At 65.1% G+C, this 16,336-nt stretch carries 17 protein-coding genes; all 17 read left to right on the top strand.

What is annotated here, in order from left to right; translation table 11 throughout:
- The first annotated feature begins 84 nt into the window (after positions 1–84).
- Entirely contained in the window at positions 85–1,077 is a 993-nt protein-coding gene (locus A7X12_RS13840) for a L,D-transpeptidase family protein (RefSeq protein ID WP_064312163.1), read from the top strand.
- Between the two features lie 4 nt (positions 1,078–1,081).
- Positions 1,082–1,657, top strand: a complete 576-nt coding sequence (locus A7X12_RS13835) for a M23 family metallopeptidase (protein WP_064312162.1) — start codon at positions 1,082–1,084, stop codon at positions 1,655–1,657.
- A gap of 40 nt (positions 1,658–1,697) precedes the next feature.
- Entirely contained in the window at positions 1,698–2,261 is a 564-nt protein-coding gene (efp, locus tag A7X12_RS13830) for an elongation factor P (protein WP_064312161.1), read from the top strand.
- 119 nt (positions 2,262–2,380) lie between these two features.
- Positions 2,381–3,196 (top strand): inositol monophosphatase family protein, encoded by an 816-nt coding sequence (locus A7X12_RS13825; protein ID WP_064312160.1) that lies wholly within the window; start codon positions 2,381–2,383, stop codon positions 3,194–3,196.
- Positions 3,197–3,323: 127 nt separating this feature from the next.
- On the top strand, positions 3,324–5,792 hold the full coding sequence (locus A7X12_RS13820; protein WP_064312159.1) for a methyl-accepting chemotaxis protein: 2,469 nt from the start codon (positions 3,324–3,326) through the stop codon (positions 5,790–5,792).
- A 2-nt stretch (positions 5,793–5,794) separates the two neighbouring features.
- Positions 5,795–7,201 (top strand): chemotaxis protein CheW, encoded by a 1,407-nt coding sequence (locus tag A7X12_RS13815; RefSeq protein ID WP_064312158.1) that lies wholly within the window; start codon positions 5,795–5,797, stop codon positions 7,199–7,201.
- Positions 7,202–7,330: 129 nt separating this feature from the next.
- Entirely contained in the window at positions 7,331–7,705 is a 375-nt protein-coding gene (locus A7X12_RS13810) for an NADH-quinone oxidoreductase subunit A (RefSeq protein WP_064312157.1), read from the top strand.
- Complete coding sequence (locus tag A7X12_RS13805) at positions 7,696–8,235, top strand: NuoB/complex I 20 kDa subunit family protein (protein WP_064312156.1); 540 nt, start codon at positions 7,696–7,698, stop codon at positions 8,233–8,235. Before A7X12_RS13810 ends, A7X12_RS13805 begins: the two co-directional genes overlap by 10 nt.
- The gene (locus A7X12_RS13800; protein WP_064312155.1) at positions 8,232–9,062 is read left to right on the top strand and encodes an NADH-quinone oxidoreductase subunit C; all 831 of its coding nucleotides are present in this window, start codon (positions 8,232–8,234) and stop codon (positions 9,060–9,062) included. Before A7X12_RS13805 ends, A7X12_RS13800 begins: the two co-directional genes overlap by 4 nt.
- Positions 9,062–10,291 carry an NADH-quinone oxidoreductase subunit D gene (locus tag A7X12_RS13795; RefSeq protein WP_064312154.1) on the top strand — a complete coding sequence of 410 codons (1,230 nt, stop codon included), beginning with the start codon at positions 9,062–9,064 and terminating at the stop codon, positions 10,289–10,291. Before A7X12_RS13800 ends, A7X12_RS13795 begins: the two co-directional genes overlap by 1 nt.
- Complete coding sequence (locus tag A7X12_RS13790; RefSeq protein WP_064312153.1) at positions 10,288–10,626, top strand: nuclear transport factor 2 family protein; 339 nt, start codon at positions 10,288–10,290, stop codon at positions 10,624–10,626. Before A7X12_RS13795 ends, A7X12_RS13790 begins: the two co-directional genes overlap by 4 nt.
- Complete coding sequence (locus A7X12_RS13785; RefSeq protein WP_064312152.1) at positions 10,626–11,294, top strand: complex I 24 kDa subunit family protein; 669 nt, start codon at positions 10,626–10,628, stop codon at positions 11,292–11,294. The genes A7X12_RS13790 and A7X12_RS13785 overlap by 1 nt, the downstream gene beginning before the upstream one ends.
- Positions 11,294–11,461, top strand: coding sequence for a hypothetical protein (locus A7X12_RS25585; protein ID WP_157105594.1), 168 nt, complete (start codon positions 11,294–11,296; stop codon positions 11,459–11,461). The genes A7X12_RS13785 and A7X12_RS25585 overlap by 1 nt, the downstream gene beginning before the upstream one ends.
- Position 11,462: 1 nt before the next feature.
- Positions 11,463–12,767, top strand: coding sequence for an NADH-quinone oxidoreductase subunit NuoF (gene nuoF, locus A7X12_RS13780; RefSeq protein WP_064312151.1), 1,305 nt, complete (start codon positions 11,463–11,465; stop codon positions 12,765–12,767).
- Positions 12,767–14,785 carry an NADH-quinone oxidoreductase subunit NuoG gene (nuoG, locus tag A7X12_RS13775; protein ID WP_064312150.1) on the top strand — a complete coding sequence of 673 codons (2,019 nt, stop codon included), beginning with the start codon at positions 12,767–12,769 and terminating at the stop codon, positions 14,783–14,785. The genes nuoF and nuoG overlap by 1 nt, the downstream gene beginning before the upstream one ends.
- Positions 14,782–15,831, top strand: coding sequence for an NADH-quinone oxidoreductase subunit NuoH (gene nuoH / locus A7X12_RS13770; protein ID WP_064312149.1), 1,050 nt, complete (start codon positions 14,782–14,784; stop codon positions 15,829–15,831). Before nuoG ends, nuoH begins: the two co-directional genes overlap by 4 nt.
- A complete protein-coding gene (gene nuoI, locus A7X12_RS13765) occupies positions 15,828–16,313 on the top strand; it encodes an NADH-quinone oxidoreductase subunit NuoI (protein ID WP_010545143.1) in 486 nt (161 codons plus the stop codon). The genes nuoH and nuoI overlap by 4 nt, the downstream gene beginning before the upstream one ends.
- Positions 16,314–16,336 lie beyond the last annotated feature (23 nt).

Here is a 16,336-nt window from a genome sequence, read left to right as displayed (position 1 = left end):
GTCCATCGGGCTTTCCCCGATCCGCAACCGCAACCGTGGCGCGAACGTTTAGCATGGATCTGGTGAAGGATCGGGAGAGACTGTGTGCGGAAATGGGTATTCGGAACTGCCGTGTTGCTCGCCGCCCCCGCACTGGCGCAGACTCCCGCCCCAAAGCCATCGATCGATCTCAACATCCTTCACGCGCAGGTGATCCTCGACCATCTCGGCTTCGGGCCGGGCATTCTCGACGGTCGCGCGGGGCAGTCGCTGACGGCGGCGGTGCGCGGGCTGCAGGAAGCGCGCGGGTTGAAGGTGACCGGCGTAATCGATCCGGCGACGCTCGCGGTGCTGCACCAGTATCGCGCGCTGCGGCCGGTTCGAATCCTGGCCGTAGGCGCAGAGACGATGCAGGGGCCGTTCGTCGATCCGATCCCGAAGGATCTAGGCCAGCAGGGCAAGCTCAAGGCGCTCGGCTATCGCAACCCGCTCGAGAAGCTGGCCGAGATGTTCCACACCACGCCGGAGGTAATCGGTGCGCTCAACCCCGGCGTGACGACCATCAAGGCCGGCACGATGCTGCGGCTGCCCAACGCGCTGCCGGGCTCGCGGGCCTATCCGGCCGAGTGGAAGCCCGAATGGCGCCAGACCCTCAACATGCTCAACGTCGATCCGCGCCAGCCCCAGGCGGATCACATCGTCGTCGACAAGTCCGAGGGTGTGCTCAAGGTTTTTGGCGCAGGCAACCGGCTGGTCGCGCAGTTCAGCGCGACGATGGGCAGCGAGCATGATCCGCTGCCGATCGGGAGCTGGAAAATCAACGGCGTCGATACCAATCCCAAGTTTCACTACAACCCGAAGCTGTTTTGGGATGCCAAGAAGGGCGACGATCCCGCGATGTTGCCGCCGGGGCCGAACGGGCCGGTGGGCGTGGTCTGGATCGATCTTTCCAAGGAGCATTACGGCATCCACGGCACGCCCGAGCCGCAGACCATCGGCCGGACGGAGAGCCATGGCTGCATCCGCCTGACCAACTGGGATGCAGCGCGCGTTGCCCTGATGGTGAAGCCGGGCACGCCGGCGCGCTTCCGGGAATAGCCCCATGCGGCGTATGGGCCTGATCGCAGGGCTGGTCGCGGTGGCGCTGGTGGCGCTGCTGGTGTCGCGCGTCCGCTTCGTGCCGGCCGGGCAGGCGCCGCGAGTCGAGACCGCCGGCCCGCCGCCGGCCGTGCCGATGGCCTCCGGGCTGGTCATTCCAGTCCAGGGCGTCCCCGCGTCCGCGCTCCACAGCAACTGGGGCGAGCCGCGCGGCGACGGCACGCGCGCGCATCACGCGATCGACATCCTCGCAGCCAAGGGAACGCCGGTGCTCGCCGCCGCCGCCGGCACGGTCGAGAAGCAGTTCGAGAGCGATCTCGGCGGCCACACGCTCTATATCCGGACGGCCGATGGCGGTACGGTGCACTATTACGCCCATCTCGATACGATCGGTGTTTCCGAGGGCACGGCCGTGCGCCAGGGCCAGCCGATCGCCACCGTCGGCACCAGCGGCAGCGCCGATGGCGGGGCGCCGCATCTCCATTTCGAGGTGAAGCGGATGGCACCCGGCGAGCGCTGGTGGGAGGGGGCCAACGTCGACCCCTATCCGCTGCTTGCGGGAAAGCCCGGGCGGAGCTAAAGGGCCCCGCTCAGCTCTTTCTCACATACAGGCACGATCCATGAAGATCAGCGGCGTGGACATCCGTCCCGGCAACATCATCGAATATGAAGGCGGCATCTGGCGCGCCGTCAAGATTCAGCACACCCAGCCCGGCAAGGGCGGTGCCTATATGCAGGTCGAACTCAAGAACCTGCGCGACGGCCGCAAGAACAATGTCCGCTTCCGCTCGGCCGAGACCGTGGAGCGCGTGCGCCTCGACACCAAGGATTTCCAGTTCCTGTATCCGGAAGGCGACATGCTCGTGTTCATGGACAAGGAAACCTACGACCAGACGACGCTGCCGCGCGACCTGCTCGGCGAGGCCGCGGCCTTCCTGCAGGACGGCATGGACGTGGTCATGGAACTCTATGACGACGAGGCCATCAGCGTCCAGCTGCCCGACACGATCGAAGCCACGATCGTCGAGGCCGACGCGGTGGTGAAGGGCCAGACGGCCTCCTCCTCGTACAAGCCCGCCGTGCTCGACAATGGCGTGCGCGTGATGGTGCCGCCGCATATCGGCAGCGGCACGCGCATCGTCGTCGACGTGTACGAGCAGACCTACGTCCGGCGCGCGGACTGATCTGCCGGCTTCGGCCGATTTTATGCTAGGGAAGGGGACGGCAGGCCTGCGTCCCCTTTTCCCGTTTTCGGGTCAGGCCTTCCTAGTCCCCCGCAACAGCGGCAGGGAGAGAGATTGATATGGCAGCCTTTTCCGGCCTTCTCACCGTCATGGACCGTGCCGCACGCAAGGCGGCGCCCCGCCTGCGTCGCGACTTCAACGAGGTCACGCACCTCCAGGTCAGCCGCAAGGGCCCGGCCGATTTCGTGAGCATGGCCGACAAGCGCGCCGAGCAGACGCTGATCGAGGAACTGCGCAAGGCGCGGCCCGACTGGCGGATCCTGGCCGAAGAGGGCGGCGAACTGCCGGGCGATCCCGACAAGCCGCGCTTCATCGTCGACCCGCTCGACGGCACCACCAACTTCCTCCACGGCATCCCGCATTTCGCCATTGCGATCGCGGTCGAGGATCCGAACGGCAGCCAGGGCAAGCCCGAGATCACCCACGGCCTGGTCTACCAGCCGCTGACCGACGAGAGCTTCTGGGCCGAGAAGGGCCGCGGCGCCTGGCTGCAGGACCAGCGGCTGCGCGTCTCGGCGCGGCGCGATCTCTCGGAATCGCTGATCGCGACCGGCATTCCGTTCATGGGCCATGGCAACTTCGCCGAGTGGAGCCGCATCTTCGGTGCGGTGGCACCCGAAGTGGCGGGCATCCGCCGGCTGGGCTCGGCCGCGCTGGACCTCGCCTGGGTCGCCGCGGGCCGGTTCGACGGCTATTGGGAGTCGGACCTGAAGCCGTGGGACGTCGCGGCCGGCATGCTGCTCGTCAAGGAAGCGGGCGGCTTCGTCACCGACTATCGCGGGCAGGACATGGCGATGCAGCGCAACCAGTTCCTCGCCGCCAATGACGGGCTCCACTCGAAGCTCCACAAGCTGGTAGCCAACGCGCTGCGTTGAGGCTTTCCGTACGATTACGGATTGGGGAAATTAACTCTATTTCCCCGCCGTTTCCGAGGGTTTGCGCCCTATAAGTCCCTTAAAACGCTCACGGCTATCAGGCCGGGCGAAATAGGACGAACGGCGCATGAACATGGAAGCGGGTGGCCTGGGCAAGGGGCGGCGTGGAGAGGCATCGGACGAGGCGTTCTGCCACGATGTTGGCTCGGTGCTCGACCGCCTCTATGCGGTGGCCGAGTTCAGCCCGGACGGTACGCTTACCCGCGCCAACCAGCACTTCCTCGACGCGATGGGGTGCGTGCTGTCGACTGTGGTCGGGGAACACCATCGGTTCTTCTGCGACCAGGAATATGCGGCCAGTCCGGCCTATGCGGCCTTCTGGGACCGCCTGCGCGCCGGAGAGACCATCGAAGAGACGGCGCGGCGCAACGGCTGCGAGGGGAAGGATGCCTGGCTCGCCGGCCATTACGCGCCGGTCAAGGACGAACACGGCAGGGTGAAGAGTATCGTTCTGATCGCGCGCGACGTACGCGGCGCGCAGATCGAGGCGGCGCTGAACCGAAGTGTGCTCAACGCCTTCAGCCGCGCGACCGCGATGATCGAGTTCGATCTTTCGGGCCGCGTGCTCAGCGCCAACGAGAATTTCTGCGACCTGCTCGGCTACAAGGCCGAGGAAGTGGTGGGCCAGCATCACCGCATTTTCTGCACGGCCGACTATGCGCGCTCGCCTGCCTATCGCCAGTTCTGGGAGCGGCTGGGCCGCGGCGAATTTGACGGCGGGCTCTACAAGCGCGTTGCAAAGGACGGTTCCGAGCGGTGGATCCACGCGACGTACAATCCGATCCTCGATCATCAGGGCCTGCCCGTGAAGGTCGTCAAGTTCGCCATGGACGTGACCAAGCAGCAGGTCGAAAGCGCCGAAGCCGCGGGCAAGCTGGCGGCCATCGACCGCTCTACGGCGGTGATCGAGTTTGACACCAGCGGCCATGTCGTCGCGGTGAACGACATGTTCCTGCAAACCATGGGCTATGAGCGCAGCGAGCTGATCGGCAAGCATCACCGCACTTGCTGCGAACCCGCCTATGTAAAGACCGAGGACTATGCCAATTTCTGGCGTGCGCTTTCGGCGGGTGAGTTCCAGGCGGGCGTCTTCCCGCGGATCGGCAAGGACGGTCGTCGGGTCTGGATCCGGGCGACCTATAACCCGATCGTCGATGTCGACGGCAAGCTGATCAAGGTCGTGAAATACGCCTATGACATCACCGAGCAAAAGCTGCGCGCCGCGGACGCCGAGGGCAAAGTGGCGGCGATCAGCCGCGCGCAGGCGGTCATTGAATTCACGCCGGACGGCATGATCCTGGAAGCCAACGACAATTTCCTGACGGCGACAGGGTATCGTCGCGAGGACGTAATCGGCAAGCATCACAAGATGTTCTGCGATGCAGAGGTGATCAATTCTCAGGAATATGCCCGGTTTTGGACGGACCTGGCGCATGGCGAGCTCGCTGCCGGAGACTTTCGTCGACGGAACAAGGCGGGCGAGGAAATCTGGCTTAACGCGACGTATAATCCGATCTTCGACGGGCTGGGTAACGTCGTGAAAGTGGTCAAGTTTGCCACCGACATCACCGAGCGAAAGAAGGCGGCCATCGAGGGCAAGAGCCGTGCGCAGGCGGTGGACCGGAGCCTCGCCACGATCGAATTCAATCTCGACGGCGAAATACTGACCGCGAACGAGAATTTCCTGTCGACCATGGGGTATTCGCTGCGCGAGATCCAGGGCCGCCACCATTCGATGTTCTGCGATCCCGCGCATCTGAAATCGAAGGAATATGGCGACTTCTGGCGCGCTCTGAACAACGGCGAAGGTCGTTCGGGGCGCTTCCATCGCATCGGCAAATATGATCGCGACGTGTTTATCCAGGCGAGCTACTCGCCGGTCTTCGATCTGCAGGGCAATCCGTCGCGCGTGATCAAATATGCCTATGACGTCACCGAACAGGTGATGCTGGAGCGCAAGATCGCGGCGAAAACGGAGCAGATGCAGGCAGTTGTCGGCAGCCTTTCGGACGCCATACAAACCATCAGCGAGGGTGCGCACAGTGCGACCGCTCTTGCCAGCGAAACGCAGGCCGCTGCGGATCGCGGCACCAGCGCGATCGAAGGAACGATCGAATCGATGGAGTTGATGGCGGCCTCGTCCAAGAAGATTGCCAGCATCGTCGACGTGATCGGCGATCTCGCCGGCCAGACCAACCTGCTCGCCTTCAACGCCGCGATCGAAGCGGCGCGCGCCGGAGAGCACGGCGTCGGCTTCTCGATCGTCGCAGAGGAAGTCCGCAAGCTCGCCGAGCGCAGTGCGTCCGCGGCGGAGGAGATCAACCGTCTGATCGGCGAGTCCAGCGAGCGGGTTTCGCAAGGCACCGATCGCTCACGATCGGCACGGGACGCGTTCGAGGCGATCGCCGGCTGCGTGGACAAGACCACGGGCGCCATCTCGGGCATCGCGGTATCGGTCGGTGCGCAGCGCGAAACCTCCCGCCAGGTGGTCGCGATGATCGACGAACTCGCGACCTCCACCCACAGCGTGATCTGACCATGGCGGGGGGATTCGAGCCGGGCGCGTCGGTCGTCGAGGGGGTGCGCCGGCATCTCGATGTCGGGCTGTTGCGCCTCTGCGGCATCGAACTGGCGGTGCCGGTCGACTGGGTCCGCGAGGTGGTGCCGTGCCCGGCGGCGGTCGGCCCCTGTTTCGGCACCCATCCGGCCCTCATCGGCTCGATCGGCGTGCGCGGCGACGTGATTCCGGTCGTGGACGTCAGTGTGCTCCTCGGGTTTTCCGACCGCACGGGCCGCGGCGGCACGATTGTCGTGCTGCGTCGGGACGACGTATTGCTGGGCCTGCGGGTCGATACCGTATCGGGCCTGTATCGGGTGCCTGTCTCCGCGGTTCGCGAGCTGGTGGATTCGTGCGGAACGGCGCGACTTGTCGACCGGGCCTTTGTGCGTGAGGAGCATCTGGTCGGCATCCTCGATCCCGCGACGCTGTTCGCGTTGCCCGGCCTCCCCCTGGTTCGCTGCCAGGCGCGTGACGAAGACGGTGCTGCGCTAACCCGCGCGCAGCCGTTTGTCCTGGTGACCGTGGCGGGCGTGCAGATCGCCATCGACAGCCAGTTGGTGGAAAGCACCGCGCCCGCCGTCAGCCTGCGACGCTGCGCGGTGCCGGCGCCGGGTTGGGCGCGCTCCGTCAATTATCTTGGACGCGACGTCCGGGTGTTCGACCAGCTCGCCACCCTGGGACTGGACGGCGTAACGCCGGACGATTCGCAGGGGCCGGTCATCCTGTTGCGGATCGCGCCGAACCAGTTGGTCGGCTGGCATGTCGAAAGCGTCCGAAGCGTCGCGCGCATCGCCGCCGACAAGCTGGGCCCGCTTCCGGCGGGGCTTGCGGCGCGCGCGTCGCTGTTCGCGGGTATCGCCACCGATCGCGATGGCGGGCAGAATCTGGTATTGGACAGTGACGCGGTCCGTCGCGACGCGTCGATCCGGGCCATGGCGGCACTTTGTCGCCAATCCGCTCAGAACCCGGAGCGGTCGCTCGCTGCCGAGCGCGGAAGCGCCGACGTTACCAGCGCCTTCCTGATCTTCGACACCGGCGAGCGCCTGCTGGCGACCCCGCTCGATGCGATCCGCGAAGTCGTGCCGTTCCATGGGCTTTCCTCGCGAGTCGAGGATTATTCGGGGCTTTGCGGCCTCAGCGATCACCGCGGCGCCCCGGTATCGGTCTATGCGGTGGAGCCGGGCGGGGATCCCGAAGCGGCCAAACTGCTGATCATCGCGCGCGACGAGGAGGGGCAGGGGCCACGCGGCTTCCTCGCCCAGCGTCTCGCGACGATCATCAACGCGCCCGCCCTGCCTGTCCCTGGGGGCAGCCCGGGCGCGCGTTTCGTGCCCGCCACGATCGAAGGAACGGCGCATTCCATCCGAATTCATACGCTTGGGTAAAGCCCCGCCGGACATGTTCAGCGCGGCTTAACAATTGCGAATGATTCTCACCGGTTCCAGGCCTTGCCGCACCGGGATCATGGTCCTAGAAGCCCCCCAAGATTCCGCAGTCGCGAGAAGAGAAGGCCATTGGTCGACCTGTCACAATATCTGCCGATCCTGATATTCCTCGGGATCGCCCTGTTGCTCTCGGGCACGTTCGTGTTCCTGCCGATGCTCGTGTCGCGCCTCACCGGCACGAACAAGCCGTCGCCGGAAAAGCTCACCGAATATGAGTGCGGCTTCCCCGCCTTCGAGGATTCACGCAGCCAGTTTGACGTGCGCTTCTACCTGGTCGCGATTCTGTTCATCGTGTTCGATCTGGAAGCTGCCTTCCTGTACCCCTGGGCGGTGAGCGTCTTCAAACTCGGTTGGACCGCCTGGTTCTCGATGATGATCTTTGTCGCTGAGCTTCTGCTCGGCCTAATTTATGCCTGGAAGAAGGGAGCCCTGGAATGGGAGTAGAGCTTTCGTCGGCGCCCCCGGCCGGTACGCTCCCGGACGTCGGCTTCCTGAACGACATCAATGCCGAGATTTCGGACAAGGGTTTCCTGGTCACCTCCACCGAGGAGCTGTTCCAGTGGGCCCGTACCGGCTCGCTGTGGTGGATGACCTTCGGCCTCGCGTGCTGCGCGGTGGAGATGATCCACGTCAACATGCCGCGCTACGACATGGAGCGGTTCGGCGCCGCCCCGCGCGCTTCCCCGCGCCAGTCGGACGTGATGATCGTCGCGGGCACGCTGTGCAACAAGATGGCTCCGGCGCTGCGCCGGGTCTATGACCAGATGTCGGAACCGAAATACGTGATTTCGATGGGCAGCTGCGCCAATGGCGGCGGCTATTATCACTATAGCTACAGCGTCGTTCGCGGCTGCGATCGCGTGGTGCCTGTGGACATCTATGTCCCAGGCTGCCCGCCGACCGCCGAGGCATTGCTCTATGGCGTGATGCAGCTGCAGCGGAAGATCCGCCGCATCGGGAGCCTGGACCGGTGAGGGCGCCGGCTCCCCGCTATGCCGCAAATGACGGCGTGATCGAGGCGGCCAAGGCTGCGCTCGGTGGCATGCTGGTCGAGGCGAAGGACGCCGTGGGCGAAGTGTCGCTCACCGTCGTCCGCGAGAAGCTGTGCGACGCGATGATCGCGTTGCGCGACACGCCGGGCCTGGAATACCAGCAGCTCAGCGAGATCGCCGGTGTCGATTATCCGCAGCGCGCGGAGCGCTTCGATGTCGTCTACCAGCTGCTTTCGTTCACCCGGAATCACCGTATCCGCGTCCGCGTCACCACCGACGAGGAAAAGCCGGTGCCGAGCGTGACGGGCATCTGGCCGGTCGCCGGCTGGCTCGAGCGCGAGACGTACGACATGTACGGCGTGCTGTTCGAGGGCAATGACGACCTCCGTCGCATCCTCACCGATTACGGTTTCCAGGGCCATCCGCTGCGCAAGGACTTCCCGATGACCGGGTATGTCGAAGTCCGCTATTCGGAAGAGGCGAAGCGCGTGGTCTATGAGCCGGTCAGCCTGGCGCAGGACTTCCGTAACTTCGACTTCATGAGCCCGTGGGAAGGCGCCAAGTACGTCCTCCCGGGCGACGAGAAGGCGCCGCAGCCGGAGGCAAAGGGTGCGCCGACGCCGGCCACTGCCGCGCAGGGTGCCAAGGCCGATTCGGCGCCCGCTGCGAGCCAGGCTGCGCAGGGCAAGGACACCAAGACCAGCGAGAACACGGCCCAGACCGGCGCCGGTCAGCCGCATCCGGGCAACCAGCCCGGCGAGAAGCCCAAGGATCCGGATGTCCCGGCCAAGGGCGAGGGGCAGAAGTGATGACCGATACCGCAGTCAAGATCCCCGAGCGCGAGATCGACCCGGCGACGGGCGATACCTCGATCGCGAACTATACGATCAACTTCGGCCCGCAGCATCCCGCGGCGCACGGCGTGCTCCGTCTCGTCACCGAACTGGACGGCGAGATCATCGAGCGCATCGATCCGCATGTCGGCCTGCTGCATCGCGGCACCGAGAAGCTGATCGAGTACAAGACCTACACCCAGGCGCTGCCCTATTTCGATCGCTTCGATTACTGCTCGCCGCTGGCGATGGAGCACAGCTATGTGCTCGCGGTCGAGAAGCTGCTCGATCTCGAGGTGCCGCTGCGCGGCCAGTATCTGCGCGTGCTGTTCGCCGAGCTGACCCGCATCTGCAATCACATGCTGAACCTGGGTTCGCACGTCATGGACGTCGGCGCGATGACGCCGAACCTGTGGATGTTCGAGATCCGCGAGGACTGCCTGAACTTCTTCGAGCGGGCCTCGGGTGCGCGCATGCACTCGAACTATTACCGCGTCGGCGGGGTTCGCCAGGACGTGCCGGTCAAGCTGCTGAACGACATCGCGGAATGGCTCGACACGCGCCTGCCGCGGCTGTTCGGCGACGCGATCAGCCTGGTCGCCGAGAACCGCATCTTCAAGCAGCGCAACGTCGACATCGCGACGGTGAGCCGCGAGGACGCGATCAAATGGGGCTTCTCCGGCCCGATGATCCGCGCCGCCGGCATCCCCTGGGATATCCGCCGTTCGCAGCCGTACGATGTGTACGATCGCGTCGACTTCGAGATTCCCGTCGGCACCCGCGGCGACTGCTATGATCGCTTCATGGTCCGCGTCGAGGAAGTCTATCAGTCGGCCCGCATCATCAAGCAGTGCATCCAGGACATGCCGGAAGGCCCGGTCCTGACGCTCGACCGCAAGGTCGGTGCGCCCAAGCGCGGCGAGATGAAGCAGTCGATGGAAGCGCTGATCCATCACTTCAAGCTCTTCACCGAAGGCTATCACGTGCCGGCGGGCGAAGTGTATGTCGCGACCGAAAGCCCCAAGGGCGAGTTCGGCGTGTATCTGGTCTCGGACGGCACCAACAAGCCGTATCGCTGCAAGGTGCGCCCGACCGCGTTCAGCCACCTGCAGGCGATGGACTTCATGTCCAAGGGGCACATGCTCGCCGACATCACCGCCATCCTGGGCGCCATGGATATCGTGTTCGGGGAGTGCGACCGGTGAGCGCGGATCGTATCGCCACCACGCATGCAATGATCGCGCGCTATAACGCGCAGGATGCCGACGGCTATGTCGAACTGATGACCGAAGGCGCCTGCGAGGCGACCTATCGCGGCGCCGTGCTGCGCGAGGGCCGCGAAGGCGTGCGGTCGGGCCTCAAAGCGATGTTCGCCGAGTTTCCGAACAACCGCGCCGACATCCTGTCCTCTTATGCGCTCGGCGAGACCGTCGTGCTGCACGAGAAGGTGTCGCGCTCGCCCGAGGCCGAGCCCTTCGAGGTGATGTCCATTTATACGTTCTCCGACGACAAGGTCGATCGGGTGGAGTTTATCCGCTGATGGCTGACGCACCCCAACTCCCCGACGAAGCGGAAGTCCGCGCGCGCTGGGGCAACTTCGCTTGGACGCCGGCCAATGCCGAAAAGGCCCGCGAGATCATGGCGCGCTATCCGGCGGGTCGCCAGATGTCGTGCACGATCCCGTTCCTCGACCTGGCGCAGCGCCAGGTGGGTGCCGAGACGAACACGCAGGGCTGGCTTCCGGTTCCGGTGATCGAGTTCGTCGCCCGCGAACTGGACATGCCCTATATCCGCGTGTTCGAGGTCGCGACCTTCTACACCATGTTCAATCTGGTGCCGGTCGGCCGCTACCATGTGCAGGTCTGCGGCACGACGCCGTGCATGCTGCGCGGGTCGGACGACGTGATGGCCGCGTGCAAGTCGCGCGGGCTGAAGAAGGGCCACACCACCGCGGACGGGCTGTTCACGCTCACCGAGGTCGAGTGCATGGGCAATTGTTCGTCGGCGCCGATGGTGCAGATCAACGACGACAATTTCGAAGATCTCGATTTCGATCGCACGCTCGCGATCCTCGACGCGCTGGCCAAGGGCGAGAGCCCCAAGACCGGCACGCAGGAGCCGGGCCGCCACACGGTCGAGCCGCTGGGCGGGCCGACCTCGCTCACCGCGATGGTGAACGAGAACCATGACTATCGGGGCGAATGGTGATGCGGGGCAACAGCCTCATCGTCACCATCCTGGCCATCATCGGCGGCATCGTCGTGCTCGGCTGGGTGCTCAAGCTTGCATTTAACTTGATCGGGACGGTGGTCCTGATCGGTCTGGCCGTAGTCTTCTATCTGTTCGTACAGAAGCTGGTCGGGAAGGGACGCTAAGGTGCTTCAGGACAAGGACCGCATCTTCACCAATCTCTACGGCTACCAGTCGTGGCATCTCGATGCCGCGCGGGCGCGTGGGGCGTGGGACAACACGAAGGCGCTGCTGGATCTGGGGCCGGACACGATCATCGACCGCATCAAGGCCTCGGGCCTGCGCGGGCGTGGCGGCGCCGGCTTCCCGACGGGCATGAAGTGGAGCTTCATGCCGAAGAACCCGACGCCCGAGCGTCCGAGCTTCCTCGTCATCAACGCCGACGAGTCCGAGCCGGGTTCGTGCAAGGACCGCGAGATCATCCGCCACGATCCGCACCTGCTGATCGAAGGCGCGCTGGTCGCGGGCTTCGCGATGCGGGCGCGCGCCGCGTACATCTACATCCGCGGCGAATATATCCGCGAGGCCGAGACGCTGTTCGCGGCGGTCGCCGAGGCCTATGCCGCCGGCCTGCTGGGCAAGAATGCCTGCGGTTCGGGCTATGACTTCGACGTCTTCGTCCATCGCGGCGCCGGCGCCTATATCTGCGGCGAAGAGACCGCGATGATCGAGAGCCTCGAAGGCAAGAAGGGCCAGCCGCGCCTCAAGCCGCCGTTCCCGGCGGGTGCGGGCCTCTATGGCTGCCCGACCACGGTCAACAACGTCGAATCGATCGCGGTCGCCCCGACGATCCTGCGTCGCAGCCCCGAATGGTTCGCCAGCTTCGGCCGTGAGAACAACAAGGGCACCAAGCTCTTCCAGATCAGCGGCCATGTCGAAAAGCCCTGCGTCGTCGAAGAGGCGATGAGCATCACCTTCCGCGAGCTGATCGAGAAGCATTGCGGCGGCATTCGCGGTGGCTGGGACAATCTGCTGGCGGTGATTCCCGGCGGTTCGTCGGTGCCGCTGGTGCCGGCCGCCGAGATCATGGACGTGCCGATGGACTTCGACGGTCTCAAGGCGGTCGGTTCGGGCCTCGGCACCGCGGCGGTGATCGTCATGGACAAGTCGACCGACATCGTCCGCGCGATCAGCCGTCTCAGCTACTTCTACAAGCATGAGAGCTGCGGCCAGTGCACGCCGTGCCGCGAAGGCACCGGCTGGATGTGGCGCGTGATGGAGCGGCTGCGCACCGGTGACGCCGACATCAGCGAGATCGACACGCTGCACCAGGTGACCAAGCAGGTCGAAGGCCACACCATCTGCGCGCTCGGCGACGCGGCGGCGTGGCCGATCCAGGGCCTGATCAAGCATTTCCGCCCGGAAATGGAGCGCCGTATCAACGAGCGCCGTTCGGGCGGCATCGAAACCATGCAAGAGGCGGCAGAGTAATGCCCAAGCTCAAGGTTGACGGAATCGAAGTCGAGGTGCCGCAGGGCGCCACCGTGCTCCAGGCCTGCGAGGCCGCGGGCAAGGAGATTCCGCGTTTCTGCTATCATGAACGGCTGAGCATCGCCGGCAATTGCCGCATGTGCCTGGTCGAGGTGAAGCCCGGGCCCCCCAAGCCGCAGGCCAGCTGTGCGCTGCCGGCCGCCGAGGGGCAGGAGATCCGCACCGACAGCCCGATGGTGAAGGCTGCGCGGGAAGGCGTGATGGAATTTCTGCTGATCAACCACCCGCTCGATTGCCCGATCTGCGATCAGGGCGGCGAGTGCGATCTGCAGGACCAGTCGGTCGCCTATGGTCGTGGCCAGTCGCGCTATGAGGAAAACAAGCGCGCGGTCACCGAGAAATATATGGGCCCCATCATCAAGACGGTGATGACCCGCTGCATCCAGTGCACCCGCTGCGTCCGCTTCGGCGAGGAAGTGGCCGGCGTGGAGGATATCGGCGCGATCTATCGCGGCGAGAACATGCAGATCACGACCTATCTCGAAAAGGCATTCAAGAGCGAGCTTTCGGGCAATGTCGCGGACCTGTGCCCGGTCGGCGCGCTGACCCACAAGCCGGTTGCGTTCGAATATCGCCCCTGGGAGCTCAAGCGGAACCTGTCGATCGACGTCATGGACGCGGTCGGCACCAATATCCGCCTCGACAGCCGCGGCCGCCAGGTGATGCGCGTCCTGCCGCGGATCAACGAGGACGTGAACGAGGAGTGGGCGCACGACAAGACCCGCTACCATGTCGACGCGCTGGTCCGTCGCCGTCTCGACCGCCCGTTCGTCCGCAAGAACGGCAAGCTGGTCCCGGCGACCTGGGAAGAAGCGTTCGACGCCGTGGCAGCGGTGGCCGCCAATGCCGGCTCGAGCGTAGCGGCGATCGCCGGCGATCTTCTCGATGCCGAGACCATGTATGCCGCCAAGGCGCTGGTGAAGGCGTTCGGTTCGGACCTGCTCGAAGGCCGCCAGACCGGCATGGCCTATGACACGTCGAGCCTGTCGGCGGTGGCGTTCAACACCACCATCGCGGCGCTCGAAGACGCCGATGCGATCCTGCTGGTCGGCACCAACCTGCGCTGGGAAGCGCCGCTGGTGAACACCCGCGTGCGCAAGGCGATCAAGCGCGGCGCCAAGGTGTTCGCGATCGGGCCGCAGGTCGACCTGACCTACAAGGTCGAGTGGCTGGGCGACGATCTGGGGCTGCTCAACAGCCTGCCGGAAAATCTCGCCCAGGCGATCGATAATGCCAAGAAGCCGGCGCTGATCCTCGGCCCGGGCGCGCTCAAGAACGGCCATGGCGCCGCGCTCGCGATCGCGGGTGCCTTCCAGCGCGCCGCGACCGAGACCGAAGCGGCGTGGAACGGCTTCAACGTCGTCCACACCGCGGCGGCGCGGATGGCCGGCCTGATGCTCGGCTATGCGCAGAAGGGCGGCATTGCCGACATCGTCGCGGCCGCGCCGAAGCTCGCCTTCTTCCTGGGCGCCGACGAGGTGGACTTCTCGAAGTTCGCCAATAGCTTCAAGGTCTATATCGGCCATCATGGCGACCAGGGCGCGCATCATGCCGATGTGATCCTGCCGGGCGCCACCTATGCCGAGAAGCCGGGCACCTATGTGAACCTGGAAGGCCGCGTGCAGCGCGCCGATCGCGCGGTGTTCGCACCGGGCGAGGCGCGCGAGGACTGGACGATCCTGCGCGCGCTCTCCGAGAAGCTCGGCCGCACGCTGCCGTTCGACAGCTTCGACGAGCTGCGCGCAGGGATGGCGAGCGAGGTTCCGGCGCTCGGCCAGGAAGGTCTGGCCGCGTTCGCATGGAACCCGCCGTCGCTGGCTAGCCAGGCTTCGGGTCCGGTGACCTATCCGGTCGCCGACTTCTATCTCACCAACGCCATCTGCCGTGCGTCGCCGACGATGCAGCGCTGCTCGGCCGAACTTCTCCATGGCGAAGACTTCGCAGAGGCCGCAGAATGACCTCCTGGTTCACCTATCTCGGCCTGCCGTACGAGCTGGCCTGGACCGTCGCCACGGTTATCGACATCCTCGTCATCGCGCTGCCGGTGATGCTGGCCGTCGCGATGATCATCTACGCCGATCGCAAGATCTGGGCGGCGATGGCGCTGCGTCGCGGCCCGAACGTCGTCGGTCCGCTCGGCCTGATGCAGTCCTTCGCCGACGGCCTGAAGGTGTTCCTGCAGGAAACCATCGTGCCCTCGGGCGCGAACAAGGGCCTGTTCCTGCTCGCGCCGATCATCACCTTCACGGTCGCGCTGATCGTGTGGGCGGTGGTGCCGTTCCAGGCGGGCGTCGCGCTGTCGAACATCAATGTCGGCCTGCTCTATGTACTCGCGGCCTCGTCGCTGGGCGTGTACGGCATCATCCTCGCCGGCTGGTCGTCCAACTCGAAATATCCGTTCTACTCGGCGATCCGCGCGGCGGCGCAGATGGTGAGCTACGAAGTCTCGATCGGCTTCGTCATCATCTCGGTCGTGCTCTGGGCGGGCAGCTTCAACCTCGGCAGCATCGTCGAGGCGCAGAAGGGCTATTACGGCTTCGTCAACGGCAACTTCATCAACCCGCTGCTCTTCCCGATGGCGATCGTGTTCTTCATCTCGTCGCTCGCCGAGACGCAGCGCGCGCCGTTCGATCTGACCGAGGCGGAGTCGGAGCTGGTCGCGGGCTATCAGACCGAATATTCGTCGATGGCCTTCGCGCTCTACTGGCTAGGCGAGTACGCAAACGTCATCCTGATGTGCGCGCTCAACGCGACGCTGTTCTGGGGCGGCTATCTCCCGCCGTTCGACTGGGCGCCGCTCTATGCCGTGCCGGGCATTCTCTGGCTGTTCGCCAAGATGCTGTTCTTCTTCTTCTGCTTCAGCTGGGTGAAGGCCACCGTCCCGCGCTATCGCTATGACCAGCTGATGCGCCTGGGCTGGAAGATCTTCCTGCCGCTGTCGCTTCTCTTCGTCTTCCTCGTTTCCGGGTATCTCATGCTGACCCGGGTTGGAGTGCCCGCATGAGCGTCGCAAGTTTCGTCCGCACCTGGACTCTGTGGGAGTTCGTGAAGGCGCACGCCCTGACCTTGAAGTATTTCTTCAAGCCCAAGGCGACGATCAACTATCCGTACGAGAAGAACCCGCTCTCGCCCCGCTTCCGCGGCGAACATGCCCTGCGTCGCTATCCCAATGGGGAAGAGCGCTGCATCGCGTGCAAGCTGTGCGAGGCGGTGTGCCCGGCTCTGGCGATCACGATCGAGGCCGAACCGCGCGACGACGGCAGCCGCCGCACGACGCGCTACGACATCGACATGACCAAGTGCATCTATTGCGGCCTGTGCCAGGAAGCGTGCCCGGTCGATGCGATCGTCGAGGGGCCGAATTTCGAATTTTCCACCGAAACGCGTGAAGAGCTGATTTATCAAAAGGATAAGCTGCTCGCGAACGGCGATCGCTGGGAACGCGCCATCGCGGCGAACCTTGCCGCCGACGCGCCGTACCGTTAAGCGCCGCACCATTCAAAGGGGCC

The sequence above is a fragment of the Sphingomonas sp. TDK1 genome, assembly GCF_001650735.1.
Taxonomy (GTDB): Bacteria; Pseudomonadota; Alphaproteobacteria; order Sphingomonadales; family Sphingomonadaceae; genus Sphingomonas.
The sequence above is the reverse complement of the archived record's forward strand: the minus strand, read 5'-3'. Positions and strand labels throughout refer to the sequence as shown.